Here is a 24231-nt window from a genome sequence, read left to right on the forward strand (position 1 = left end):
ATGGCCGATTCTGCCGAGGGCACATGTGAATTATGCGGCCGCCATCATGTGCGGCTGACGGAACACCACCTGACGCCTAAGGAAGAAGGCGGGACATTCCTTCCGACCGCAATGCTCTGCATTCCCTGCCATAAACAGGTACACGCGCTTTATACGAATCAGGAGCTTGCGGCAAGGCTCGCGGGAATAGAAGAGCTGCGGCGTGATCCGAAACTTGCGCGGTTTGTGAAATGGATCAGAAAACAGCCGCCGGAAAAGCTTGTGAAAACAAAAAAATCAAACGAACGAAAAAAACACTGAACACAAAAAAGCAGCCCCCTCCTTAAAGAGCGGCTGCTTTTTATGCGTTTCCGGCCACATTCTGATCGCTGACATCGGGGTCTATATAGTTTGTCGCATTGACAACGTTGTTTAATAAAAGGAAATCTCCGGTATTGCCTGCTCCCGAACCGAGCGCAGATTTAGAAGAGCTTTTTGGAGAAAGGTAAAAGGAATCACCAAAGTTTACGACTCCGCCCGATATGGAATTGATAGCTATAGGTCCGGTAATTGCTGGCATAAACGACACCCTTTATAGAAGTCTCACCGTCATTATATGTCAGGTCTGCGGTGATTGTGAGCTCGGTGAGGCGATCTGCCTAATATGTTTCAGCCGTGAATCGCCCAATACGACCGATGACGATCCGATTTGAAGCACGGACGCTGACGATACCCCTTGGACTTTCACATTCCTTACCCGAATCGAAGGATTTTCATGGCAGAATGCACTTTGGACTCCCGTTTCCGGTAACGGCATGACGGCGGGCTGCCGGAAGATCTGGTATTCTTTTCTGTTAAACGAGCCTTCATCGTCTCTGTATACGGCAAGAGTACGCTGATCGGCCAAAACTTTGACCTTCATATTGATTTCATTCGTATCGCCTGCTTGAAAAACACTCCCAATCCCGACTGAATTGACTTTGGCGCTCCTGAGGCGTGAAATCCGCTTTAACATTATTCCGGCGCCAGCGGCACAAGAGGCCCGATAATGAGAGATTCCGGAGGTGTATCAAAGATGGAAGACAGGTAGACGGATTCGGTGTCGCCGATTAATAATAAGGAAGAACTGGAGACACCGGTCGACCGGATATCGCCGACTTCAATGTTCCGGTTAATCACTGTAAAAATCATGACGGATCATCACCTTTCATTTCACCAGGTATGTGTTTAATAAAATGCTCGACGGCCCTGACAATATCACGCTTCACGTGTTCGGCAATCTCCTCGGCGTATTGCGCGGGCGCCGTGTTTTCTTCTTTCGGGACATGGGACATATAATACTTAATCCGGCTGTCCATCTGCTTTCTGATATCTTCAATAATATGATATTTGTTCGTTTCGTCCAGCCTGCTCTCATACTGGGTTTCGAGCTGTTCTAACAGCACGGGGATTTCTTCATTCAGGTACATATCGACGTTTTGACGGATTTGCTGCATTTGCTGGCCCGCCTGTTCCTGCTGCATCATTCCGACCTGCGGAGATGTCTGGCCGACTTCAAAGTTTTGAACGGCATTCGGATCAGTCGGGTTCAATCCGATATTTAACGTTCCTTCCAGCCGTTCAATTTTCAGCTGATCAAATTTATACTCGAGCCGATCGATTCTTGTGGATGGCGGCTGCTGTTTCAGCGTTGAAATTTCGTTCTGAAACTCTTTCAGCTGCCGTTCGAGCTCCTGAATCTGAAGCGCCTGCTGCTGGACGAAGGAATTTAAATTCTGCAGGTAGGATGAAACCGATTGATCATACATGACATTCACCTCGCGTCTCGTTTCCTTCATTGAACTACCGGCTTGGCGGCTGGAGCGGTACAAATGATGAGGTGCCGGGACCTCCCCCTGTTGTTGCAGTCTGCCCCGCGGTGACAGGCGGCGCCGGCTCTACATAACTCCCTGTGTTATACAGGTTGGAAAGAGCTTTAATTGAACCGGCGCTCCCGATTTGCAGTATGGAGGAATTGCTGACAGATTCTACACGCATGTAATTGATATGGATCGACTGATTGACGTAAAAATTCATACGGCGCCTCCTTTATGCGTTACCTGCCATCGGCTGATCGATTACATCATTATCGTACACATTCGTTGAATTCCTGTAATTCGTCAGTGTGAGATTGTCTCCGGTATTGAAGCTGCCCGCTCCGGCAAATGTCTTAACCTCTGCTTTTGGAGAAATGGTGATGCAGTCGCCTATATGAACGACTCCGCTCGTACCGACGGCATTAATTTTAAACGCTCCGACAATTGCGGGCATACGAGCACATCCTTTTCGTAAAGATTTTCATGGAATACACTCCAGGAGCTTATTTGGGCTGCCTGCCTAAAATAGCTTATGACAAACGCACATTTTTGTGAGCGGAAAAATCTCAGACATAAAAAAACACCGGCGCTTTACGCGTGCCGGGTCTTAAAAGCAAATGGTTCAAATCTATATTCATATCGTGTTTATGAGAAAGCCTCTTTTTTCCCTACAGTGTAATCCGGCTGAAGCTGTGCGGCCGGGTTCAGCCCGCTGTCTTTCGTTTGTTGGATGAGCCCGCCCCGGCACCCGTTTAAGAGGCTGTCCAGCTCTTGGCTGCACCTGATGGTCTCCCTCGCATTGATTCCGAATTTTTGCGCTGTCTCGAATAAAGTCAATCTTTTTTCTTCAATTTTACTGTTCATCGTGTGGTCTCCAATTCTCGATTATTTTGGAAAACATAGGATGGTAATAGTATAACCCATTTTGGCTGAGAAGGTTTTATTTCGTCAATATGACTGAAAAAGTGACAATTTTTGATACTCTTTTACGAATATTTTCAGCCTGTTCAAAAGAGGATTTTCCGCCCGGAGAAAGAATACATAAAGGAATGCCAGATTTAAAAATGATGGGGGATTAACATGAAATTTGCGACAGGGGAACTGAACAGCCGGAAATTTGTCGGCCTGATCATGGATGATGACAAAATCTTAGATCTGCAAAAGGCTGAAAAAAAATTGTTTGAACTAAAGACGATTCCGGGTTCGCTGATAGAGTGTATTCAAAAGGGAGAAAAGTTCGTCGCGCATGCCGGACAGCTTGCGGAATGGGCCAAAAAACCGAATGATGAGTCCGGTTCATTTATGTATGCACTGTCTGACGTGAAGCTCTGTGCGCCTATTCCGAGACCTTCAAAGAACGTGATCTGCATCGGGAAAAATTACCGTGATCATGCCGTTGAAATGGGAAGTGAGGCGGATATTCCGGAGCATCCCATGGTTTTTACGAAAGCCCCGACTTCCGTTACAGGCCACGGAGAAACAGTGAAAAGCCACTTGGATGCAACGGAGCAGCTTGATTATGAAGGGGAGCTGGCGGTTATTATATCAAAAAGCGGATCGCACATCTCCAAAGAAAATGCGCTTGACCATATTTTCGGCTATACCATTGTAAATGATATAACGGCGCGCGATCTGCAGAAAAAGCATAAACAGTTTTTTATCGGCAAAAGCCTTGATACGACATGCCCGATGGGCCCGGTCATTGTACATAAGTCGGCCGTCAGTGATCCGCAAAGCCTGAAAGTTGAAACGCGGGTGAACGGGGAACTGCGCCAATCAGGATCAACGGGTGACATGATTTTTCCGATTGCTGAACTGATCGAGACGCTGTCAAAAGGAATGACGCTTGAAGCCGGCGACATAATAGCGACGGGGACGCCGGCCGGTGTCGGAAAAGGGTTTCAGCCGCCGAAATTTTTAAAGCCGGGAGACCGCGTTGACATTACAATTGAACCGATCGGCACGCTGTCGAACCAAATCGGATAATTGTGTGTCTTTATCGCGATTGATAATGCTCACAGCGGCTTGTTGTGGTACCATAAGTGAGGCAGATTGATCTGATAGGGGGGAATTGAACATAATGACACATTGGCATATTACTTCATGGGTCGTTGCGCTTATACTGGTGTTTGTCAGCTACGGGCTGTACGGCTCAGGGAAAGCGAAAGGCGCAAAAATTACGCATATGATTCTGCGCTTATTCTACATTATTATTATTTTGACCGGCGCTGAACTGTTTGTCCGTTTTGCGAATTGGAACGGAGAGTACGCCGGAAAAATGCTGCTCGGCATCATTACCATCGGCCTGATGGAAATGCTCGTCATCCGCAAGAAAAAAGGCAAATCAACCGGAGGACTGTGGATCGGTTTTATTATCGTGCTCGTCCTGACGGTGCTTCTCGGCCTTCACTTGCCGATCGGCTTTCACATATTTTAATCAATCGCTTGAAAACCCGGATACGATCCGGGTTTTTTTATTTGGACATAAATCTTTATATTCGGCGCCTATTTCCATGTATTTTAATTTCAGCTTAAATATTCCTTTTTTAGGTATCTGTTTCTCTTTCAGTATGCTACTCTTCAAGAGAATCAAAAGATAGGGGGATTTGAGATGAGACGAAGGAGATTTGCATCTTTTTGGGCAGCCGTTTTGTCAGCGGTTCTAGTGCTGAGCCTCGCCGCTCCGTTTTCTGAAGTGTCAGCGGAGGAACAAATCGGCCAGACGAAAGCCTTGGCAAAGGGGAAAGAACAGTCCGGCACCATTGATAAGCCGGAACAATCAGTCTGGTATACAATCACGCCCGGAAAAGATGAAGTGAAACAAGATTCGCACATGGCATTAACTGTAAGAAGTCAATCTTTCTTAAATGTATCCGTTTACCCCAGCAAAGAGAAAGCCCTCAGTGATGACACCTTTGATATGTACCGCTCTTACACGGACCAAGGAAAAATTGAAATCAATATTCCGCATGCCTGGGAAGGCCCCTACTATATAAAAGTAGAGTATCTGGGTGAAGAGCCCGAAGATGAAGGCGCTCAGAATGAAAATGCGGAAAAAGCGCAATACACCATCGGCTATGAAGGAACGTCGCTTGGGCCGGCAGATTTGGAAGAAGAGGAGTCCTGCCCTGTTGAAATGAGTGTCAGCCAGAAAAAAGAGGGAGCCGGTATTTTAAAAGATTTGCGGACGATCCGTGATCAAGAGCTCAATCAAACCCCGACTGGCAAAGAGTTGTCAAAATTATATTACAAAACCGCTCCGTTTATGGCGGCAAAGCTCGTATTCAGTAAAAAAGCAAGAGATGAAATGTATCAGGATCTTAAAACACTGAAGCCGATGTTCAGCGATACGGCTGAAAACGGCGCGGATTCCGCATACACGGTGACCGCGCAAGACCAAAAGGCGATTGAACGGTTATACGCCGCCGTACTTCAGTCAGTACCGTCATATATAAAAAAAGAGCTGGAGCAAAAGGCGGATAAACTCGGCATTCACAGCCTGAAAGGCAAAACAGCCGGAGCGTTTTTAACAGAAAACCATCTTGCTGCAAAAAGCAAGCTTCAGACCGGGAAAGTCATTTTTAAATTGAAAAATAACAAAAGCCTTGCCGCGGTCACAAAAGAAGCGGCAGGTCTTAAAGCAAGCGCGCAATCTAAAAAAGACATGTCCCGCATCAAGCAGGCAGAAAAACTGTTTGACAGTATTTATTCCCTAGACATGCCGAAAGACCAGAACGGCGCTTACACGATGAGTGCCAAGCGGGTAAAAGAAACGGCATCGTCACTGTCCAAACTGCCGGCTGTAGAATTTGCAGAACCGGTGCGTGAATACAAAAGCCTCTCGGCCGACATCCAGTATCCTTATCAATGGTCGCTGAAAAACAGCGGAGCGGACGGCGGCGTCAAGGGAGCCGATGTGAAATTTGATCAGGCGTCTGCTCTGCTGTCGAAGCGAAAGCTTACTGACACGCTCATTGCCGTCGTTGATACAGGCGTAGACAGCACGCTTGCCGATTTGAAAGGAAAGGTAAGGACTGATCTCGGCCGCAATTTTGTAGACAGATCAAACAGCGCCTTGGATGATCAAGGGCACGGAACCCATGTTGCCGGAATTATCGCCGCCAAACGAGATAACGGCTATTCAATGGCGGGTTTAAACAGCAATGCGGGCATTATTCCCGTGAAAGTGCTTGATTCAACAGGTTCGGGAGATACAGAGCAAATCGCCCTCGGCATCAAATATGCAGCCGACAAAGGCGCAAAAGTCATTAACCTGAGCCTTGGGGGAGCATACAGCCGAGTGCTTGAATACGCCCTGAAATACGCGGCGTCCAAAAATGTTGTCATCGCCGCGGCCAGCGGAAATGAAGCTCAGAACGAACTTTCCTACCCGGCATCATCAAAGTATGTCATCTCAGTCGGTGCAAGCAACCGGATGGATATGACCTCTGACTTCTCAAACTATGGAAAAGGGCTTGACTTGACGGCGCCCGGCTCTGATATCCCGAGTCTTGTCCCGAACGGAAACGTCACATATATGAGCGGCACGTCAATGGCTGCCCCGCATGTTGCGGCTGCCGCGGGTTTAGTGCTCTCTCAAAATCCGAAGCTTAAACCGAATGAAGTCGAAGCGAAATTAAAGCAGACCGCAGACGATATCTCGTTTAAAAGCGAGGACGGCAAGGAAGAAGAGCTGTATGATGACAATGGCGACCCGATCCCGATTCCCGTCATTCCGGGAGTTGACTGGCATTCCGGCCACGGCCGCCTGAATATTATGAAGGCTGTCAGCGCAGTTGATTTAGGGCTGGAGATCAACAAGCTTGAAAGCACACAGACGGCTGTCAGAGGAAAAGCGAAAGAGGGCACGGTCCTTGAAGTGATGAACGGCAAGAAAAAGATCGGAAGCGCCAAAGCAGGTAAAGACGGCAAGTTTAAAGTAAATATCCCGATGCAGAAAAAAGACACCGTTTTACACGTGAAAGCTTCTAAAGATGACGCAAAAACATCTGTCACGCTTGTCGTAGCCAAAGGGACCCCGTCCGGCACGCCGAAGGTCAGTAAAGTGACAGCAAAAGATACGGCGGTTAAAGGAAAAGCGAACAGCCAAGCAAAAATCACCGTCAAAGATAAAGCGAAAAAAGTGATCGCGACGCAGAAAGCGGATCAAAAAGGCGCGTTCTCCGTCAAAATCAAAAAGCAAAAAGCAGGCACCGTGCTTTATGTGACGGCTGCCGACACGGATAAACAAGAAAGCAAAGCGGTTAAAGTAACGGTTGTAAAATAAAAAACAGGCGGTGCCTTTTAAAGGGCGCCGCCTGTTTTTTACGCTGTTCCGCCGTGCTTTGCCGCTGAATACATAATTGAGCGCCGCCCGTCAGATGCCGTCCATTCAAATCTGTCATGTTTACCCGAGCCGCCGCGGTGATGCTGCAGGGCGCATTGGGCATCATCCGCCGAGAAATGATAAAACGAGACGCCTTCACCGGAAAACAGCGACTGATTGTAGGAAAATACGCAATCATATACAGACAGGCCGAACCCGTGCAGATGGCTGAGAAACAGCAGAAACGTTTCATCGTCCAGCGAATCCAGCAGGGCTAAAAGCGGCCGTTTTACCGCCTTTTCATAACGGATCTCTTCTCCGCCGAAGAGAGCGATGGTGTCTGCGCCGATTTCGGCCGTACCGCCGTGAATCCGGGCCGGCTGCCATCTGCCGTCACGTTTCATCAATACGGCGGCGTTTCCGAGACTGTCTGCAAGCAGGATATCGCCCTCATCGTTTTCGACGAGGCAGATGCCGTCCTCTATCATCAGAGTGCCGCGCCCCCATTTGTTTTTTTCTGAGAAAAGCTGTTTTCGTTTCATAACCACGAGGCTCCTTTGTTTGATCTTCTCTTCCGTTCTTTCCAAATCAGGCTTGTCTCATACAACTCTTAGTGGGACAAATCAACTATCTGCGTTTCTTTGCATAAACTGGGTAAAGTGCTGATAGAAACGAATTTGATACCGACAGAAACGGGATTGGAGCTGATATCACATGTGTGGAATTGCGGGTTGGGTCGATTTTCAAAAGCAGCTCGTCCAAGAGAAACATATTATGAACAATATGATAGACACTCTTTCAAAACGAGGGCCTGATGATTCAAACGTCTGGGGAGAGCCCCATGTTTTATTCGGACATAAAAGACTTTCGGTCGTTGATATTGAAGGCGGCCGCCAGCCGATGGCCTGCACGCATCAAGAGGAAACGTACACCATCATTTATAATGGCGAGCTGTATAACACGGAAGAATTGCGGAAAGAGCTGCAGGCGAGAGGCCACCGTTTTGAACGGACCTCTGACACAGAAGTGCTGCTGCACAGCTATATTGAGTGGCGGGAGGAGTGCGTTCACCGCTTGAACGGTATTTTCGCTTTTGCCATCTGGGATGAAAAGCGGGAGCGCCTGTTTGGGGCGCGAGACCGGCTCGGCGTCAAACCGTTTTTTTATAAAGAACACGGTTCTTCCTTTCTGTTTGGATCAGAATTGAAAGCCATCCTTGCTCATCCTGATGTGAAAGCCCGCACAGACAGCAGCGGACTTTCGGAAGTTTTCGGACTCGGGCCGTCCAGAACACCGGGCTGCGGGGTTTTTAAAGGAATTCACGAAGTGCGTCCCGCTCATGCGTTTACTTTTTCTAAGGACGGTTTGTCCATCTGGCGTTATTGGAATGTAAAGAGCGAAAAGCATACAGACAGCTTCGATGAAACCGCCGCTCATATTCGGTACTTATTTCAGGATGCGGTGACGCGCCAGCTCGTATCTGACGTGCCGGTCTGCACATTTTTGTCAGGGGGGCTTGATTCGAGCGCGATTACCGCGATAGCCGCCGCTCATTTTGAGAAAGAAGGCAGAGATCCCCTCCATACTTATTCAATTGATTATGAGGAGAACAGCAAATTTTTTAAAGCGAGCGCCTTTCAGCCGAATGATGACGGCCCGTGGATCGATAAAATGACAAATGCATTCGGCACACAGCACCATCAGTGCGTAATTACACAGGATCAGCTGGTTGAACATCTGGAGGAATCCGTTCTCGTCAGAGATCTGCCGGGCATGGCTGATGTTGATTCCTCGCTGTTGTGGTTCTGCCGTGAGATAAAAAAAGATTTTGTCGTGAGTCTTTCCGGAGAATGCGCGGACGAAATTTTCGGGGGATATCCGTGGTTTCATACCGCGGCGGAAGAAGACGGATTTCCTTGGATGAGATCCACTGAGGAGAGAATCACCCTCTTGGACGAAAAATGGCAAAAACGCCTGAACTTAAGAGAATACGTGAATGCGAGATATGAAGAAACCATTGCGGAAACACCGCTGTTAGACGGTGAGACGGGAACAGACAAAGCGAGACGGCAGCTGTTCTACTTAAATATGCTTTGGTTTATGACAAATCTGCTGGACCGCAAAGACCGCATGAGTATGGGTGCAAGTCTTGAAGTGCGGGTGCCGTTCGCCGACCACAGACTCGTGGAATACGTTTGGAATATCCCTTGGGAAATGAAAATGCATGGCAGCCGGGAAAAAGGCATTTTGCGGAAGGCGCTTGAAGGATTGCTTCCGGAAGACATTTTGTACCGCAAAAAAAGTCCTTATCCGAAAACGCATCACCCGAAATACACGCAAGGAGTTACAGAGTGGCTGAAAACGATTTTACAACAAAAAGATTCCGTGCTTCACACCCTGCTCGACAGAAAAAAACTGGAGATGCTGCTGGAAACAGAGGGTTCATCTTTTCAGGTTCCATGGTTCGGCCAGCTGATGAAAGGCCCGCAGCTGATCGCCCATCTTGCCCAAATCCATACATGGTTTGAGGCGTACCGCATTGATATAGAAGAATAACAGTGCCGCGACCGGTTTCCGCTGAGGATATCGGTCTTTTTATTGTGAAACATATGGTACACTAAAAAACAGAGGAGTGATACCATGACCGAATACGAAACATGCGCGCAGCTTGCCGAGGCGCATTTTCCTTTATATAAACAAACTTTTTCATCCCTGCCGCCAAAAAACAGGCAGGCCGCATGGGCTGTGCTTGCTTTGTTTCATGAAGCTGAGAAGCTTGCGGATGTTCAGGAATTTGAGGGATTTGAACAGGCGGCACAAGACGTTTTGAACGGGACAAGCCCCGAAGGCTTTTTGTGGGAGGCGCTCGCCGACGTGCGGCAGCAATTTGGGCTGGAAGAAGAGCCGTTCTGTGAGTTTATCGCCGGCCAAAGGTCTGACAGAGAAAAAGAGACCTATCAAGAGTTTGATGACCTGCTGATGTACGCGGGCCAAACAGGCGGAGCGCTCGGTCTGCTTCTGCTGCCGGTTTGCGCGCGCCGAAATCAAGAGAAGCTCCGCCATGCTGCTGTTTCATTAGGAGCCGCCGTTCAGCTGACCCGGGTTCTCACTGGGATTCATACGGATGAGCGGATGAAAAAGCGTCTTCCGCGTCAGGTGATGGAACAATTCGGCTATACGGAAGAAGAGCTGGAGAGACATACCATCAACAAAGCTTTTATGAATGTATGGGAGTATATCACTTTCGAAGCCGAGGCGTATTTCGAAGAGGCGTCTGAAGAGCTGGAGCTGTTTCCGTTATACTCAAGGCCGGCCGTTACCGGTTTGCTGGCACATTACCGGTCAGAGCTCGATGACATGAGAAAGCGGCTTACACAGGCATAAAAAAACGCCCGGCTTCACAACGAAGCTTCGGGCGTTTATGCAATCCCTTTTTGAATCCAAATCCGCGACTTCCATCTTCTGTACATGAGAATGCCTCTGACCCATTCATCCGCGATAAATGAAATCCAGATGCCCATAAGCCCCAATCCGAAATGGATGCCGAACAGATAAGCGAGAGGCAGACCGATGCCCCACATGGAGATCATCGCCATATAGACGGGGAATTTTGCATCTCCGGCGGCCCGGAGCGAGTTGATGATAATGACATTAAATGAACGGCCGGGCTCAAGAATGATCGTCATGGCAATCAGCATGCTCGCCGTCGTAATAATGTCAGGGCTGCTTGTGAAAATTCCGATCAGCTGCTTTGAAAACAAGGTCATGATAACGGATGTCAAAGCGGCAATGCCAAGCGCCCAGTACAGACTTTTCATGCAGCGGTCATAAGCGTCGTCAAACTGTTTGGCGCCGATATATCTGCCGATCAAAATCTGTGTGCCCTGGCTGATCGCCGTTCCGAACAGCAGGATAAACATCGTGATGTTTTGTGTATAAACCTTTGTTGTGAGCGCCTGGGCGCCCATGATGGCGATAAAATAAGTGACAACCATTTGTGAAATGTTATAAGACAGCTGTTCGCCGGCAGACGGAATCCCGATTTTCAATAGTTTCCGCAAGTGCTCTTTATGAACGTGAAAGATCTTTTTCCATGTCAGACCGAGTCCGATGCGTTTTTTGACGATTACAATCATAGCAACTAACCCGATGATCCGCGCGATGGACGTTGACATCGCAACCCCGGCGACGCCTAACACCGGCAGGCCGAGCGGTCCGAAGATGACAAGAAAGTTTCCGGCGATATTTAAAATATTCATCCCGATCGTAACGAACATCGTATCCTTCGTATGACCGTAGCTTTTTAAAATGGCGCTGAACGTCATAATCAGGGCCTGAATGAATGACAGCCCGCCGACCACCTGTAAAAAGACTTTGGCATCGGGCATCAATTCATTGGAAAGACCCATAACATGAAGCATCGGAACGGCCGCGAAAAACACGGCGGCGCTGATGGCGAGACTGATGACAAAGTTCGCTCCTATCGAAACATAAGCCACTTCCTGCGCCTCTTTTTTCTGCTTAGAACCTAAAAACTGCGAAATCACAATTGTCGTGCCCGTTGCGATAAAGCTGAACATCACGATAATTAAATTTAAAATCTGATTGCTGACACCCACGGCCGCCACACTGTTGTCAGAGTATTGGCTAAGCATAAGAGTGTCGGCGTTTCCCATAAACATATATAATGAAACCTCAATAAATATCGGCCAAGTCAGCGCGTATAATGAGAGTTTGTGATCAGAGGATTGTTTGAATGCAGTCCGTTTTAAAATCGCTTGTTTCATTTCTTTTAACCCCTTTCCTGACAAAATCAACGTTTAAAAGTGTACCTCCATTTTCTTATAATAAAAAGGGAGAGAAACGAAACTTCTTGCAAAAATCCGACTTAAAAAGGAGGGCCGAAAATATGTCCTTTCTCGAGTTCACAGTCCCTCCGTTCCCGGTCTTTATCGCTGCGGGAGAAGGGACGTTCAAAAAAGGCGAAACCCATGTGAGACGGGTCTTCCCGGTGTTTGATCTGCTGTATGTGAAAAAAGGCGTCCTCTACATTACAGAAGACGAAAACGCCTTTTCCGTAGAAGCCGGAGAATATATTCTGCTTTCTCCTGGCCTTGAACATTACGGGACAAAAGGAAGTGAAGAAACGACATCCTATTCGTGGCTTCATTTTGAGGGAACGGCATATGAGGTGACGGAAACAACCGGGAATAACTGGGCGGAGCTGAGGCGGAAAAAAGGCAGCTTTGAAGAGCCGGCCCGCTACCGCCTGTCCCTGCCGCAAAAAGGTAAGGTGAGGCGCCCGCAGTTTATGGCCGGGCAATTCAGCGTCCTGACTGATGACAGCGCAGAGAACTCCGATCTGCCGCTCAGAAAGCAGATTCTGTTTGAAGAGCTGCTGCTTCATCTTCAAAAGGAAGCGTTCCAAATACCGTCCGCAAAGGAAAGAGTCGCATGGGAGGCCGCCCGGTATCTGCAGGAGCACTATCAGGAGAAAACCACCATCAAAGCGCTCTCTTCGGCTCTTCATTACAACCAAGACTACGTGACCCGCTGTATGCAGCAGGTGCTCGGCGTTACGCCCGGCCAGTATACGAACAAAGTCAGAATGACGGAGGCGAAGCGTCTTTTGTCCGCCACAAATGACAAAATGGGGGCAATCGCAGACGCCATCGGCATGGAGGACCCGACCTATTTTTCTAAACTGTTCAAACAGATTGAAGGCATTACGCCGCTTGAATACCGCAAATTCGTAAGCAGGAAAACGGACTGACCTAAAACCAGAGAACAGAAGAGGGATTAGTAAGCATGAAAATGACAATTTACGATGTGGCCGAAAAGGCGGGCGTCTCCATTTCGACCGTCTCGCGGGTCATCAACAACACGGGGAGGATCAGTGACAAAACACGGCGGATGGTGCTCCGTGTCATGGAGGAGATGGACTATCATCCGAATGTTCACGCATCCGCTTTGACGGGCAAAAAGACGAATATGATCGGCCTGATCACCCCGGATATTTCAAATCCGTTTTTCGGGGAACTGGCGAAAAGCATTGAAGACAGTGCCGGTGTCCTTGGGTTTCATATCATTATCTGCAGCACGGATTACCAGCCTGAAAAAGAAACGAAGTATTTCTCCATGCTGCGGCAGAAGCAGGCGGACGGCATTATTTTCGCGACGGGGCTTGATCATGATGACAGCGTCACGGCGCTTGATGATATTGTGAAATCAGGCACCCCGCTTGCGATGATCACTCAGGATAAACCGCTCGCGCCGATGGACGTCGTCATTATCGATGATTTTCTCGGCGGCTATACGGCGGCTCAACACCTTATATCTTTAGGCCATAAAAAGATCGCCTGTATCGTCGGCAACGGCTCGACCACGGGTGAAAGAGACAGAATCAAAGGTTTTCAAAAAGCGATGCGTCAAGCGGGGATGACACTCGATGAATCGCTCATCATTCCGACGGAATATTCGCTGGAAAGCGGAAAACAGGCAGCGGCCGAGCTGTTTGACAGAGACCTTCCGACCGCCGTTTTCGCTTTTAATGATGTGTTATCGTGCGCGGCAATACAGGCTGCGCGCTCCCGGGGCATTCGGGTGCCGGAAGACTTGTCCGTCATCGGCTTTGACAATACCATTCTCGCTGAGATGACGGCTCCTCCGCTCACGACGATTTCCCAGCCTATCCGCGAAATGGGGAGGCGCGTCGTTGAACTTCTCATTGATGAGATTCAAGGGAAGAAAAAAGCAAAAAGTAAAATTGTTTTATCTCCGGAACTTGTCATCAGGCAGTCTACGGCACCGGCAAAAACGCGCCCGCAGCAATGAGGCGCGTTTTTTTCTGTGAAAAACATTGTCAAACGAGTGAAAAACATTGTAAAATAAAATCAGCTTTTGGGAAAGCGCTTGCGCAAAACAAAATAAGCAATCAGCTTACATTATAAATAAAGCGCTTTTTCAATGATGATTATGAAAGAATGATAGATGAAAAAAAGCAAGTTTAATAAGAGAAACCGCTTGCTTTAACGCGGCATGCGGCCTCAAGGTAAAAGGAGCGGAGATATATGACAGATCAAATCAGATGTGCGGTGCTGGGATTAGGGCGATTAGGATTTTTTCATGCAAAGCATTTAGTCAGCGAAGTTCGGGGAGCCGAGCTTGCGGCCGTCTGTGACCCAATGAAGGGGAAGGCGGAAGCGTGTGCGAAAGAATTAGGAATCGCCAAATGGACGGAAAATCCGAATGATCTGCTGGAAGATGAGGCGATTGACGCCGTCATCATTGTCACCCCGACAAGCACACATGCGGAAATGATTACCAAGGCCGCTGAAAACGGAAAGCACATCTTTGTTGAAAAGCCGCTGACCCTTAGTCTTGAGGAATCTAAAGAAGTCATGAAAAAAATCGAAGAAACGGGCGTCATCTGCCAGGTCGGGTTTATGAGGCGGTTTGACCCGGCTTACGCCGACGCGAAAAGAAGAATTGACGCCGGAGAAATCGGCAACCCCATTTATTATAAAGGGTTTACGAGAGATCAAGGCGCACCGCCCGCTGAATTTATCAAACATAGCGGAGGGCTTTTCATTGACTGTTCCATTCATGATTACGACATCGCGAGATATCTCATGAATGCCGAGGTTACGTCCGTCAGCGGGCACGGGAGAATTTTAAAGCACCCGTTCATGGAGGAATGCGGCGATGTTGATCAGGCGTTAACGTATCTTGAGTTTGACTCAGGCGCGGCCGGCGATGTGGAGGCAAGCCGAAATTCTCCGTACGGCCATGACATCCGCGCCGAAATTATCGGCACGACGGGAAGCATTTTAGTCGGTACGCTGCGGAAAAGCCATGTTACCGTTTTAACGCAGTCTGGCAGCAGCTACGAAATTATCCCGGATTTTCAAGCCCGCTTTAAAGACGCATATCGTCTGGAGCTTGAGCACTTTGCCGAATGTGTGAAAAAAGGGGAAACTCCGATTGTGACAGACGTTGATGCAGCGATTAACTTAGAAATCGGGATCGCCGCGACGGAATCTTTTAAAACCGGAAGGGCTGTAAAGCTTACCCCGGGCGCTTCCAGCTATGCCGGGTTGTGATAGATTCGAAGAGAAAAAGCAAAGGCTCAGCATGCCTTTGCTTTTTTATGATTCGTCTGAAAAAAAATGTAGTCAGTCGGCACGCCTTTATATCCCATTTGATGAAGCATCGCGCTTATGTTGCCGCGATGGTATGTGCCGTGATTCACAACATGCCGGATCACATCTGCATATGTCGTCTTCAGCGTTCCCAGGCGCGGGTGAGAAATAGAGATCGGACCTTCTGGATTCTCCAGTACTTTTAAAAATCGGCTGTAATCTTCGTACTGCTCTGTCATTCTATGTTCAATCGCCCCCAAATCTCCGCCAAGCTTTTCAAATTGATCAAATCGCGAGACGATTTGTTCGTAAGTTTCTCCGTAAAGCACGTGAAGCCAGATGTAATCGGCCCGGCATATATGCACAAGCACGGCGTTCACGGTCGGGAAAACACTTTTCAGTTCCTGCTGTAAGCTTGCCGCGGGCATGGTCTTCAGGTGCTGAATGACTTGCTCATTCGCCCACCTGTGGTAGTGATGCAGCTTTAGAATCTCTGACATTCCAATTCCCCCTTTTCCCTTCGGTACATTCAACATGACTTGCCGGAACTCCTTTTTATCGGAGCAAAAGCGCCGCAAAATAAACAGCCGCCCCCCACATCACCAATGCCGAGCATTTATTCAGGATGCCGAGCAGCCGGCCGCCCGAATCCGCCGTTTGGACGAGCCGTCCCGCAAATGCCAGTCCGGCGAACCAAACCCAGGAAACCGCAATACAAGCACCGGCAAACAGCCATTTATCAATTCCCGGGTAGGCGGCGGAGCTCGTGCCGATGACACTGACGGTATCCAAGATCGCATGGGGGTTCAAAAGGGACACCACGGCTGCCATGGCTGCCTGTTTTTTTGCCGTGAAAACCGTTTTTTTCGCCTGTTCGGCCTGCGGCTTGCTTCGCCAAGTCTGCCAGCCTAAAAAACTGAGAAACAAAAAGCCGCAAATAAGCATGACAGTCCGGAAGACAGGAATCTCCGCAATAATCACTGACACGCCTGCGACGGCGGCGGTGATGAGAATCGTATCGCATACCGCGGCGGCTATCACTGCGGGGAACGCCTGCCACACATGTTTCTGCCAGGCTCCCTGCTGAAAAATAAATACGTTTTGCGCGCCTAATGGCAAGATAAGGCCGAAAGCGAGCATCACTCCGTGAAAAATGGCATTCATATCATAAATTCCTCCAATCATCAGCTGAATCTCATTGTAGACGGATCGTGTGCTGATGTCTCCGGCCATTTGGTTGGTATCTGAACCAGCCAAATGTATAATAAGTAAAAAAGGAGGGGTGCCGTATGAAGAGCTGGCGTCCGGATCGGGAGTCATACATACCGCTTTATCTCCAGATCGAACAGCATATGAAAGAAAAAATACTTCACGGGGAATGGACGATCGGTACGAAAATCCCCTCACAAAGAAAGCTGGCTGAGGAGCTTCAAGTCAATCGAAGCACAGTGACGGCAGCAATTGATGAGTTGATCGCACAAGGTCTTCTGGAAGGAAAAAGCGGGGGAGGCACAAAAGTCGTCAACAATACGTGGAGCGTCATGGCAGCGGCTAAGCCCCTTGATTGGAGCACATACGTTACATCGGGAAGTCATCAGCCGAATTCAGCCTTGATTCAGGCCATTAATCAAAACGAGCCGCGTCCGGATCTGATTCGGCTGGGAACGGGTGAGCTGAGTTCGGAGCTGCTTCCTGAGCAAGAGATGGCCGAACTGTTCCGTGAAGCGGGGACTGAAATCTTTGCGCTCGGCTATGAGGAACCGAAGGGCAGCTTGAAGCTTCGGCAATGCGTCTCGGAACATTTAAAAACAAAGGGCATTTACGCGTCTCCGGCATCCATCTTAATCGTCTCAGGGGCGCTGCAGGCGCTTCAGCTCATTTCAATCGGGCTGTTAAAACCAAACTCCGTCATGCTGACTGAAAATCCGTCGTATCTTCATTCCCTGCGTGTGTTTCAATCAGCCGGCATCAGGCTTAAGGGGGTGCCGATGGATGAGAACGGAATCAAAACGGATCACCTTCCCGCTTACGGATGGCAATACGAAGCAGGGCTGCTGTACACCATTCCGTCATTTCAAAATCCGACGGGAACGGTGATGTCATATAAGCGGCGGAAAGATCTTATCGCGCTCGCAAGAAATCAACGCCTGCCTGTCATTGAAGATGACGCGTACGGTGATTTATGGATCGATAAAGAACCGCCGCCTCCGTTGAAATCTATGGACGGTGAGGGAAACGTGCTGTATATCGGCACGCTGTCAAAAACCGTAAGCCCGGGTCTGCGCATCGGATGGGCCGTCGCCCCTGAGCCGGTTGCAGACAGGCTTGCCGATATTAAAATGCAGACGGATTACGGCTCCAGCGCGTTATCTCAATGGGCGGCATGCCAATGGCTGTCAAACGGCCGCTATGAAACGCGTCTCTTGCGTCTCAGAAAGGAACTCAAAATCAGGAGAGATGCGGCATTGCATTTTCTTGAGAAATACGCGGGAGATATTGCGGAGTGGCATGTACCGGAGGGAGGCTTTTATATTTGGGTCACCTTTCATAAAGCGTTCGCCGTTCAAACGTTTTTCACCCGTGCACTGGAGGCCGGCGTGCTGATCAATCCGGGAGCTCTTTACCTTCCCGAAGACCGGCAAAGTCTGCGTCTTTCCTATTCGTACGCATCCTTGCCGGACTTGGAAAAAGGCATTCAAACGATAGCGGACATCGCCCGCCGTTTCGTTTTGTAGTTCAGGGGATTACGTCACGATGGCTCCGAGCGCTTCTGCGAATGTAACGGCCTGCGCCGGAGAGATGCGGCATCCTTTCAGCTTATCAAGTGAGACGTGCAGGTGATCAAATGTGCACGTACTGATATCCATGTTAAAAAGGGACGTGCCGATGAAGTTTGCGCCGTTCAGATCACATGCGTTAAGTTCTGTGTGTTCAAGGGCGGCATCATTCCACTCGCTTTCTAAAAGAGCGCACGTGTCAAACCGGACATGCTTCATATTGGAATAGCTGAACGAGCTGTAATTTGCGAGGCAGTCTTCAAACCGCACATTGCGCATAGCGGAATCCGCCAAGTTCAGGCCGAGAAGTTTTGAATGCTGAAAGACCGTTCTATGGATGATGCTTCCGCTGAAATCAGCGTTTGAGAGATCACATTTTTCAAACAGAACATCCGTACATTCCATATGTCTGAAAGAGACATCTGTAAAAACCATGTTTCTGAATATGACTTTTTCAGCGCGCAGGCTGTGCAGTTTTCCGCTTATGATTTCGTTTTCAATTATGACATCTTTGATCTGTTCGTCCTGAAGCGCTTTGGTGAAAGAAAGCACCGGCAATTCTTTCGGGATTTTCGGTTTTTGGATCGTATTCATCTTTTACTCCCTTTTCTTAAAAAATAGCTGAAATCAGCAATTGACAGATATCGTTTCACACCTGCCGTCCTTGCCGAATTGCTTGTTGCTTAATGAACAAAGGGTAATAAAAAAGCGGGAGAGCGTCAATAGCGGCGCTTAAAAAAGCATGGGGAGTGGGACGTGATGTACGGATTCGCTTAACGCTAAAAATAACAAAACAAAGCCCTTATAAGAGACGCCAAGGGCTTTTGTCTGTTTCAAGCGAGTTCTTTATACATGATCACATGCGGGCCGATGCCGGGTATGTCAAAGGGGCTGCCGATGCTTGTCCAGCCGAGCTTTTCGTAATATCCTTTCACGTGATATCTGGCGTTGCACCAGACAAGCGCCGCCCCCATATCGGCCAGTTTCCGTTCTGCATAGGCGATTAATGTGCTTCCCGCTTTTTGTGTCCGGTATTCCTCAAGCGTCGCCATGCCGCGCAGCTGGTAGGCGGGCTCAGCTTTTAATGCCTGCTGAGACTGCGGATAGAAAGAAGCGATGCTGATCAATTGTCCGTCGTAAAAACCTCCGAGATGAAAAGCTCCTTTTACGCTGTCCTGATCATATTTACAATCCTCTATCGTCTGATGGGGGCGCAGCACGCTGTGTCTGATCGCGTACGTGTCTTCTGCGGTGATGGGTTTTACTTCAACCATAAAAAAAATCCTCCTTTGCTTGATTCTTTTTCTGTATCGTACCATGAAAAAGCCGCCTGTCATATCAGGCGGCTTGTTTTCACATCAATGCAAATATACATCAGCCCGTTTTTCATCCTTTTGCTTAATATAAGCTGCGAGTTCTGACGTCAAATCAGAACGGAGAAACGGGGTGATTAAATAGATTCCGTTAAACAGTTCGCACGCCGTGTCAAGAAGCGACTTGGCGATGGCAAGGCCCTCGGCTTTCTGCTTCCGCTTATCTTCACCGGCCTGCGCCATTTTTTCCCGGATGCTGTCTGACAGCTTAATGCCCGGTATTTCATGATGAATGAACTCTGCGTTGCGGCTGCTCGTTAACGGCATAATGCCGATATACACCGGCGTTTTGAGATGCTTCGTTTCATGATGAATGTCAATGAGCTGCTGCTCTGAGTAAACAGGCTGAGACACGAAGTAGTCGGCTCCGCACTCGATTTTTTTCTCCAGCCGTTTTACCGCCTTATCAAGATGGCGGACATTCGGATTGAATGCCCCGGCTACGGAAAAGTTCGTTTTCTTGCCGAGCGGTTTCCCTGATAAAGAAATGCCCTCGTTGAATTGCTTAATCAGCCTGATCAAGTCAAAGGACGTCAAATCATAGACGGAGGTAGCTCCCGGAAAGTCGCCGATTTTTGAAGGATCGCCCGTGATGGCTAAAATGTCGGTGAGCCCGAGCGTATCCAGCCCCATTAAATGTGACTGAAGGCCGATGATATTGCGGTCTCTGCATGTAATGTGGACGAGAGAACGGATATCAAGGCGCTCTTTCAGTAATGAACCGCAGGCTGCATTGCTGATCCTCGGTGTCGCCAATGAATTGTCGGCGAGCGTCAGCGCTTCTATGCCGGTTTCCTTTAATTCAGCCGCCGCTTGCAGAAATTTGCCAAAATTCAATTTTTTCGGCGGATCAAGCTCTACGATGATTGACCGTTTTTGCGCGGCGATTTCGTCTAAACCCGGATCGGTCCGTTCATCCCGGACTGAGATGACTTCTTCTTCCCGTCTGATTTTCACTTCTTTATCAGTAACGGGTGAAAGTCCGTGGACCGCATCAGCCATGGCTCTGATGTGGTTGGGCGTTGTGCCGCAGCAGCCTCCGATAATGCGCGCGCCCTGAGTGCGGAATTGTATGGCGCTCTCCCGGAAATAGGCATCGTCCGTATCATAAACAAGCCGGCCTCCTTCTAAAGACGGAAGGCTGCTGTTCGGATAGACCGATAAATAAGCGTCACGGAAAATAGGCACTTCGGTAAGGGCTTCAATCATGTGGTACGGGCCGAGCCGGCAATTGATTCCCGTTATATCAGCGCCGAGGCCGGCAATTGATCTGAGCGCTTCCCGAAGCGGTGTTCCGTCCTGCAGCACGCCCTGTTCGTGCATGGAAACGTTCAGCATGATCGGGAGTTCCGTTTCTTTTCTGGCGATCTTCAGCACTTCGCGCGCTTCTTCTAAATCATAGTATGTTTCCAAGAGCAGGCCGTCCGGCTCCTCGTGAAGCAGTAAATAAAGCTGCTCCCGAAAGCTGCGTTTAATCTCCTCAAGGCTGTAGGCGTTTTTGTTGAAGGTGCGGATGCCGCCCATCGTTCCCAAAACATAAGCGCCGTCTGAGGAAGCGCGCGCGATTCTGACCGCCTCCTGATTGATTCTTTTCGTGTCATCTTCAAGTCCGTATCTTGAGAGCTTAATAAAATTCGCGCCGTACGTGTTTGTTTGAACGATGTCTGCCCCGGCTTCCACGTAAGCCTTATGTATCCGCTTGATTTCCTCGGGCTTTGAGACGTTCAGTTCCTCAAAACATCTGTCAATGCCGTAGGAATAAAGGAGAGTGCCCATCGCGCCGTCCCCGATTAATATCCGTTCTTCCAAGTCTTGTAATAGTCCCATTGTTTGCCTCCTTCATCACATTCAGCAAGGAAAAAAGAGAAATAAAAAAAGTCTTCTTAAGAAGAAGACTTTGTGATCATTTGTCTCTCTTCTTATCTTCCAAGCTGTTTATTAGCTTGCTGGATTTAGCACCTTGGTCATGGTTTGGGTAAACCATTACACCGGTTGCTGAAGCGTCGTCGGGCCAGTCCCTCGGCTTCTCTTGATAAGAACGTTCATTTAATTGTCATGGGTTTCCAAAACTTAACTGTGAAAATCCCTTTCTCCAAATTTACCGAAAATAGAGACAATAATCAATAGGAATCACATAATTTATCTAAAATTAATAAATTGAACATCAATCGGCAGGTCTGCACCGCGGACGGCTGCAATAATCTGCTGCAGATCATCTTTATTTTTTCCGGTGACGCGCACTTGGTCGTCCTGAATCTGCGACTTTACTTTCAAGCCGGAGTTTTTAATCACTGCATTGATTTTTTTTGCGTTGTCTTTATCAATGCCCTGTACAAGCTTCGCGCGCTGGCGCACTGTGCCTCCCGAGGCATTTTCAATTTTGCCGTATTCAATGTTTTTCGTCGGCACATCCCGTTTGATCAGCTTGCCGCTCAGCACATCTTTGAGCTGATTCAATTTAAACTCGTCATCTGAAATCAGGACAAGTTCTTCCTTTTCTAAACTCACATCGCTTTTAGATCCTTTAAAGTCATAGCGCGTGCCCGATTTCTTTCAGCGTCATCTGAATCGCATTCTGAACTTCGGGAAATTCAACTTTTGATACGATATCAAAAGAACTTTCTTTTGCCATGAGAAAACCTCCTATAACATTTCACTTATGAGTTGATTATAGTAGAATAAAGAGAAATGTCCAACAGCATAAAGCATGAATTTGTGTGAATTGGAAAAAATGAGAAAAACATCAGCCTCATACGGGCGAAGCAGGAAGGACGATAACATGAGACCAGGGCAGCAGCTCACGCTTAGTATAGATCACCAAACCGATTTCGGTTATTTTTTAACTGACGGCGAGGATACGGTTCTTTTACATAACAGTGAAATCACAGAGGATATCGAAGACAGAGATGAAGTGGACGTATTTATTTACGTCGACCATCAGGAAAGGCTCGCGGCGACGATGAAAAAGCCGCTCATCAGCTTTTATGATTACGGATGGGTGGAAGTGACGGATCAAGTGGAGGATATGGGCGTATTCGTCGACGTCGGTCTGTCAAAAGACGCGCTCGTCGCAACGGAGCATCTGCCCCCGTATAAATCCGTCTGGCCGCAAAAAGGCGACAGACTGTATTGCATGCTTAAGGTGACAAACCGCGGGCGCATGTTTGCCAAGCCGGCGCCGGAGGACATCATCAGCGAATTATTTACAGATGCAGGCGAAGAGATGATGAATAAAGAACTGACGGGAACGGTGTACAGGCTGATTGCATCAGGCTCTTTCATTATTACAGATGAAGGCATCCGCGGGTTTATTCACTCTTCGGAAAGAAAAGAAGAGCCGAGACTCGGCAGCCGTGTGACAGGGCGTGTCATCGAGGTGAAGGAAGACGGCTCTGTCAACATGTCGCTGCTGCCGAGAAAGCAGGACGCGCTTTCTGTTGACGCTGAAGAGATTTTGACCTATCTGAGATCAAGAAACGGCGCGATGCCATACGGAGACAAAAGCCATCCTGACGATATTCGCGAACGGTTCAATTTAAGCAAAGCCGCCTTTAAGCGGGCGCTCGGCCACCTGATGAAAAACGGCAAGGTATATCAGGAAGACGGCTGGACATACGAAAAACAATAAATTTTCTGCAAAAACATCGGTGAACAAAACCGATGTTTTTTATTTCCTTCAAAACCACAATATTCCTGATTTTCTTTGTTTTCATGTTTGTTTTCAAAAAAATAAATATTTTATTGAAATAAAATATTCTGACACGCAGACCGATATATAGAAAAAACCGCAAAGGAGAGTTTCAATGAAAAAAATGGTGATATTTGCGGCTGTTCTGCTGATCGCACTCGGTGCGGCCGGATGTGCAAACAGCCAATCAGACGAAACGGCCGGCCGTGAGGCGAAAAAAATCGGGATGATGCTGACGGACAACGGACTTGGCGACCAGTCCTTTAATGATTCTGGTTTTCAAGGCTTAATGAAAGCAAGAGACGAGCTCGGCATCACATTTGACTACAGAGAAATAAAGGATACCGGTACATATGAAAAAGGACTGACTCAACTTGTAAAAGAAGGAAATGATCTTGTTGTGGCACTCGGCTACAGCATGCAGCCGGATTTAGAAAAGGTCGCTAAAAAATATCCGAACCAGCAGTTTGTGCTGATTGATTCAGTGTCAGAACTGAAAAACGTCACCTCCGTTACCTTTAAAGAAGATGAGGGAAGCTATTTAGCAGGAGCACTGGCGGCCCTGACAACAAAAACTGGCACGATCGGATTTATCGGCGGCTCAGATGCCGACGTCATTAAACGGTTTAAAAAAGGCTATGTGGAAGGGGCGAAATCAATCAAACCAAATATTCGTGTACTGTCTGAAATCAGCGGATCGTTTGATAATGACAAGCTTGGGCAGCAGATCGCCAAACGAATGATTCATCAGAAAGCCGATGTCCTGTTTACGGCGGCCGGTTTTACGGGTGTCGGCGCGCTGAAGGAAGCGGAGGCCGAAAAGATATACGCGATCGGTGTGGACAGCGACCAATATTACACTGCCGAACACGCCGTTATCTCCTCTTTAGTGAAAAACGTTGACCATGTGATTTACGAGCTGGCCAAAGATTTAAAAAACGGAAAGCAAATCAAAAACGGCCAAATCGTTTATGGATTAAAGGAAAATGGCATGGACTTAGCCCAGATCAGAATCGTGAAGAATTCAGATGAGCTGACAAAAAAAATCGCTGATATGAAAAGCAAGCTGATCGAAAAGGGAGGGGAATGAG

At 48.2% G+C, this 24231-nt stretch carries 25 protein-coding genes, 2 pseudogenes and 1 riboswitch; of the genes and pseudogenes, 12 read left to right on the plus strand and 15 right to left on the minus strand.

Translation table 11 applies throughout. The features are described from left to right. Positions 1-300 carry a hypothetical protein gene (locus MHH91_RS05585; protein ID WP_013351764.1) on the plus strand — a complete coding sequence of 100 codons (300 nt, stop codon included), beginning with the start codon at positions 1-3 and terminating at the stop codon, positions 298-300. Positions 301-340: 40 nt separating this feature from the next. Here the strand turns inward: MHH91_RS05585 and MHH91_RS05590 are convergent, their stop codons facing one another. The 7 genes and pseudogenes from MHH91_RS05590 to MHH91_RS20790 all read right to left on the minus strand — a co-directional run. Further along, the gene (locus tag MHH91_RS05590) at positions 341-559 is read right to left on the minus strand and encodes a spore germination protein (protein WP_013351765.1); all 219 of its coding nucleotides are present in this window, start codon (positions 557-559) and stop codon (positions 341-343) included. A gap of 39 nt (positions 560-598) precedes the next feature. Beyond that, the gene (locus MHH91_RS05595) at positions 599-994 is read right to left on the minus strand and encodes a spore germination protein GerPE (RefSeq protein ID WP_014470012.1); all 396 of its coding nucleotides are present in this window, start codon (positions 992-994) and stop codon (positions 599-601) included. Then, the gene (locus MHH91_RS05600) at positions 994-1170 is read right to left on the minus strand and encodes a hypothetical protein (RefSeq protein WP_013351767.1); all 177 of its coding nucleotides are present in this window, start codon (positions 1168-1170) and stop codon (positions 994-996) included. The genes MHH91_RS05595 and MHH91_RS05600 overlap by 1 nt, the downstream gene beginning before the upstream one ends. Next, positions 1167-1787 (minus strand): spore germination protein GerPC, encoded by a 621-nt coding sequence (locus MHH91_RS05605; RefSeq protein WP_013351768.1) that lies wholly within the window; start codon positions 1785-1787, stop codon positions 1167-1169. The genes MHH91_RS05600 and MHH91_RS05605 overlap by 4 nt, the downstream gene beginning before the upstream one ends. A gap of 34 nt (positions 1788-1821) precedes the next feature. Next, positions 1822-2055 (minus strand): spore germination protein GerPB, encoded by a 234-nt coding sequence (locus tag MHH91_RS05610; RefSeq protein ID WP_014470013.1) that lies wholly within the window; start codon positions 2053-2055, stop codon positions 1822-1824. Positions 2056-2067: 12 nt separating this feature from the next. Then, complete coding sequence (locus MHH91_RS05615; RefSeq protein ID WP_003155135.1) at positions 2068-2289, minus strand: spore germination protein; 222 nt, start codon at positions 2287-2289, stop codon at positions 2068-2070. A 296-nt stretch (positions 2290-2585) separates the two neighbouring features. Next, positions 2586-2699, minus strand: a pseudogene (locus MHH91_RS20790) (aspartyl-phosphate phosphatase Spo0E family protein); the annotation flags it as partial. Between the two features lie 216 nt (positions 2700-2915). Here MHH91_RS20790 and MHH91_RS05625 point away from each other — a divergent pair. The 3 genes from MHH91_RS05625 (at position 2916) to MHH91_RS05635 (ending at position 7122) form a co-directional block, all read left to right on the plus strand. Next, positions 2916-3821 carry a fumarylacetoacetate hydrolase family protein gene (locus tag MHH91_RS05625; RefSeq protein WP_340977171.1) on the plus strand — a complete coding sequence of 302 codons (906 nt, stop codon included), beginning with the start codon at positions 2916-2918 and terminating at the stop codon, positions 3819-3821. Between the two features lie 94 nt (positions 3822-3915). Beyond that, positions 3916-4272 carry a YisL family protein gene (locus MHH91_RS05630; RefSeq protein ID WP_013351772.1) on the plus strand — a complete coding sequence of 119 codons (357 nt, stop codon included), beginning with the start codon at positions 3916-3918 and terminating at the stop codon, positions 4270-4272. 174 nt (positions 4273-4446) lie between these two features. Then, positions 4447-7122 carry a peptidase S8 gene (locus MHH91_RS05635; protein WP_013351773.1) on the plus strand — a complete coding sequence of 892 codons (2676 nt, stop codon included), beginning with the start codon at positions 4447-4449 and terminating at the stop codon, positions 7120-7122. Positions 7123-7160: 38 nt separating this feature from the next. Here MHH91_RS05635 and MHH91_RS05640 read toward each other — a convergent pair whose 3' ends face one another. Beyond that, on the minus strand, positions 7161-7703 hold the full coding sequence (locus MHH91_RS05640) for a DUF2777 family protein (protein WP_013351774.1): 543 nt from the start codon (positions 7701-7703) through the stop codon (positions 7161-7163). A gap of 172 nt (positions 7704-7875) precedes the next feature. Here MHH91_RS05640 and asnB point away from each other — a divergent pair, with 172 nt between their 5' ends. Both asnB and MHH91_RS05650 read left to right on the plus strand, forming a co-directional pair. Beyond that, positions 7876-9717 (plus strand): asparagine synthase (glutamine-hydrolyzing), encoded by a 1842-nt coding sequence (gene asnB, locus MHH91_RS05645; protein ID WP_013351775.1) that lies wholly within the window; start codon positions 7876-7878, stop codon positions 9715-9717. Positions 9718-9801: 84 nt separating this feature from the next. Beyond that, complete coding sequence (locus MHH91_RS05650) at positions 9802-10545, plus strand: squalene/phytoene synthase family protein (protein ID WP_013351776.1); 744 nt, start codon at positions 9802-9804, stop codon at positions 10543-10545. 35 nt (positions 10546-10580) lie between these two features. On the opposite strand, the gene MHH91_RS05655 is transcribed toward MHH91_RS05650, so the two are convergent. After that, the gene (locus tag MHH91_RS05655; protein WP_013351777.1) at positions 10581-11948 is read right to left on the minus strand and encodes an MATE family efflux transporter; all 1368 of its coding nucleotides are present in this window, start codon (positions 11946-11948) and stop codon (positions 10581-10583) included. Positions 11949-12070: 122 nt separating this feature from the next. Between MHH91_RS05655 and MHH91_RS05660 the strand changes: the two genes are divergently transcribed. From MHH91_RS05660 to iolG, 3 genes are all read left to right on the plus strand, one after another. Next, positions 12071-12934 (plus strand): AraC family transcriptional regulator, encoded by an 864-nt coding sequence (locus MHH91_RS05660; RefSeq protein ID WP_013351778.1) that lies wholly within the window; start codon positions 12071-12073, stop codon positions 12932-12934. 35 nt (positions 12935-12969) lie between these two features. Beyond that, on the plus strand, positions 12970-13995 hold the full coding sequence (locus MHH91_RS05665; RefSeq protein WP_013351779.1) for a LacI family DNA-binding transcriptional regulator: 1026 nt from the start codon (positions 12970-12972) through the stop codon (positions 13993-13995). 236 nt (positions 13996-14231) lie between these two features. Continuing rightward, a complete protein-coding gene (gene iolG, locus MHH91_RS05670) occupies positions 14232-15263 on the plus strand; it encodes an inositol 2-dehydrogenase (protein WP_013351780.1) in 1032 nt (343 codons plus the stop codon). 26 nt (positions 15264-15289) lie between these two features. Here the strand turns inward: iolG and MHH91_RS05675 are convergent, their stop codons facing one another. Continuing rightward, positions 15290-15802: a DinB family protein gene (locus tag MHH91_RS05675; RefSeq protein ID WP_038462705.1), complete on the minus strand. Its 513-nt coding sequence runs from the start codon at positions 15800-15802 to the stop codon at positions 15290-15292. 55 nt (positions 15803-15857) lie between these two features. Continuing rightward, positions 15858-16466, minus strand: coding sequence for a LysE/ArgO family amino acid transporter (locus MHH91_RS05680; RefSeq protein ID WP_038463202.1), 609 nt, complete (start codon positions 16464-16466; stop codon positions 15858-15860). Positions 16467-16591: 125 nt separating this feature from the next. On the opposite strand from MHH91_RS05680, the gene pdxR reads away from it, so the two are divergent. Then, on the plus strand, positions 16592-18037 hold the full coding sequence (gene pdxR, locus MHH91_RS05685; protein ID WP_014470017.1) for a MocR-like pyridoxine biosynthesis transcription factor PdxR: 1446 nt from the start codon (positions 16592-16594) through the stop codon (positions 18035-18037). Between the two features lie 9 nt (positions 18038-18046). Here the strand turns inward: pdxR and MHH91_RS05690 are convergent, their stop codons facing one another. The 4 genes and pseudogenes from MHH91_RS05690 to MHH91_RS05705 all read right to left on the minus strand — a co-directional run bounded on the left by MHH91_RS05690 (position 18047) and on the right by MHH91_RS05705 (position 22084). Then, positions 18047-18673, minus strand: a complete 627-nt coding sequence (locus tag MHH91_RS05690; protein ID WP_013351784.1) for a pentapeptide repeat-containing protein — start codon at positions 18671-18673, stop codon at positions 18047-18049. A gap of 239 nt (positions 18674-18912) precedes the next feature. After that, a complete protein-coding gene (locus tag MHH91_RS05695) occupies positions 18913-19353 on the minus strand; it encodes a GNAT family N-acetyltransferase (RefSeq protein WP_013351785.1) in 441 nt (146 codons plus the stop codon). 84 nt (positions 19354-19437) lie between these two features. Beyond that, positions 19438-21279, minus strand: coding sequence for a bifunctional homocysteine S-methyltransferase/methylenetetrahydrofolate reductase (locus MHH91_RS05700; RefSeq protein ID WP_014470019.1), 1842 nt, complete (start codon positions 21277-21279; stop codon positions 19438-19440). An 89-nt stretch (positions 21280-21368) separates the two neighbouring features. Next, a riboswitch (SAM riboswitch) is annotated at positions 21369-21491 on the minus strand. Positions 21492-21591: 100 nt separating this feature from the next. Further along, positions 21592-22084, minus strand: a pseudogene (locus MHH91_RS05705) (YajQ family cyclic di-GMP-binding protein). Between the two features lie 99 nt (positions 22085-22183). On the opposite strand from MHH91_RS05705, the gene MHH91_RS05710 reads away from it, so the two are divergent. Continuing rightward, a complete protein-coding gene (locus tag MHH91_RS05710) occupies positions 22184-23080 on the plus strand; it encodes a CvfB family protein (RefSeq protein ID WP_172800825.1) in 897 nt (298 codons plus the stop codon). Positions 23081-23255: 175 nt separating this feature from the next. Next, positions 23256-24230, plus strand: a complete 975-nt coding sequence (locus MHH91_RS05715; RefSeq protein ID WP_013351789.1) for a BMP family lipoprotein — start codon at positions 23256-23258, stop codon at positions 24228-24230. Position 24231: the final 1 nt, after the last annotated feature.

Origin of the sequence: Bacillus sp. FSL K6-2819 (assembly GCF_038008305.1) — a bacterium.
Taxonomy (GTDB): domain Bacteria; phylum Bacillota; class Bacilli; order Bacillales; family Bacillaceae; genus Bacillus; species Bacillus amyloliquefaciens.

What these genes read in the sequence shown, in the direction of transcription:
- MHH91_RS05585 (WP_013351764.1), top strand. Translation starts at nt 1, where the DNA reads ATGGCCGATTCTGCCGAGGGCACATGTGAATTATGCGGCCGCCATCAT.
- MHH91_RS05590 (WP_013351765.1), bottom strand. Translation starts at nt 559, where the DNA reads ATGCCAGCAATTACCGGACCTATAGCTATCAATTCCATATCGGGCGGA.
- MHH91_RS05595 (WP_014470012.1), bottom strand. Translation starts at nt 994, where the DNA reads ATGTTAAAGCGGATTTCACGCCTCAGGAGCGCCAAAGTCAATTCAGTC.
- MHH91_RS05600 (WP_013351767.1), bottom strand. Translation starts at nt 1,170, where the DNA reads ATGATTTTTACAGTGATTAACCGGAACATTGAAGTCGGCGATATCCGG.
- MHH91_RS05605 (WP_013351768.1), bottom strand. Translation starts at nt 1,787, where the DNA reads ATGTATGATCAATCGGTTTCATCCTACCTGCAGAATTTAAATTCCTTC.
- MHH91_RS05610 (WP_014470013.1), bottom strand. Translation starts at nt 2,055, where the DNA reads ATGAATTTTTACGTCAATCAGTCGATCCATATCAATTACATGCGTGTA.
- MHH91_RS05615 (WP_003155135.1), bottom strand. Translation starts at nt 2,289, where the DNA reads ATGCCCGCAATTGTCGGAGCGTTTAAAATTAATGCCGTCGGTACGAGC.
- MHH91_RS05625 (WP_340977171.1), top strand. Translation starts at nt 2,916, where the DNA reads ATGAAATTTGCGACAGGGGAACTGAACAGCCGGAAATTTGTCGGCCTG.
- MHH91_RS05630 (WP_013351772.1), top strand. Translation starts at nt 3,916, where the DNA reads ATGACACATTGGCATATTACTTCATGGGTCGTTGCGCTTATACTGGTG.
- MHH91_RS05635 (WP_013351773.1), top strand. Translation starts at nt 4,447, where the DNA reads ATGAGACGAAGGAGATTTGCATCTTTTTGGGCAGCCGTTTTGTCAGCG.
- MHH91_RS05640 (WP_013351774.1), bottom strand. Translation starts at nt 7,703, where the DNA reads ATGAAACGAAAACAGCTTTTCTCAGAAAAAAACAAATGGGGGCGCGGC.
- asnB (WP_013351775.1), top strand. Translation starts at nt 7,876, where the DNA reads ATGTGTGGAATTGCGGGTTGGGTCGATTTTCAAAAGCAGCTCGTCCAA.
- MHH91_RS05650 (WP_013351776.1), top strand. Translation starts at nt 9,802, where the DNA reads ATGACCGAATACGAAACATGCGCGCAGCTTGCCGAGGCGCATTTTCCT.
- MHH91_RS05655 (WP_013351777.1), bottom strand. Translation starts at nt 11,948, where the DNA reads ATGAAACAAGCGATTTTAAAACGGACTGCATTCAAACAATCCTCTGAT.
- MHH91_RS05660 (WP_013351778.1), top strand. Translation starts at nt 12,071, where the DNA reads ATGTCCTTTCTCGAGTTCACAGTCCCTCCGTTCCCGGTCTTTATCGCT.
- MHH91_RS05665 (WP_013351779.1), top strand. Translation starts at nt 12,970, where the DNA reads ATGAAAATGACAATTTACGATGTGGCCGAAAAGGCGGGCGTCTCCATT.
- iolG (WP_013351780.1), top strand. Translation starts at nt 14,232, where the DNA reads ATGACAGATCAAATCAGATGTGCGGTGCTGGGATTAGGGCGATTAGGA.
- MHH91_RS05675 (WP_038462705.1), bottom strand. Translation starts at nt 15,802, where the DNA reads ATGTCAGAGATTCTAAAGCTGCATCACTACCACAGGTGGGCGAATGAG.
- MHH91_RS05680 (WP_038463202.1), bottom strand. Translation starts at nt 16,466, where the DNA reads ATGAATGCCATTTTTCACGGAGTGATGCTCGCTTTCGGCCTTATCTTG.
- pdxR (WP_014470017.1), top strand. Translation starts at nt 16,592, where the DNA reads ATGAAGAGCTGGCGTCCGGATCGGGAGTCATACATACCGCTTTATCTC.
- MHH91_RS05690 (WP_013351784.1), bottom strand. Translation starts at nt 18,673, where the DNA reads ATGAATACGATCCAAAAACCGAAAATCCCGAAAGAATTGCCGGTGCTT.
- MHH91_RS05695 (WP_013351785.1), bottom strand. Translation starts at nt 19,353, where the DNA reads ATGGTTGAAGTAAAACCCATCACCGCAGAAGACACGTACGCGATCAGA.
- MHH91_RS05700 (WP_014470019.1), bottom strand. Translation starts at nt 21,279, where the DNA reads ATGGGACTATTACAAGACTTGGAAGAACGGATATTAATCGGGGACGGC.
- MHH91_RS05710 (WP_172800825.1), top strand. Translation starts at nt 22,184, where the DNA reads ATGAGAAAAACATCAGCCTCATACGGGCGAAGCAGGAAGGACGATAAC.
- MHH91_RS05715 (WP_013351789.1), top strand. Translation starts at nt 23,256, where the DNA reads ATGAAAAAAATGGTGATATTTGCGGCTGTTCTGCTGATCGCACTCGGT.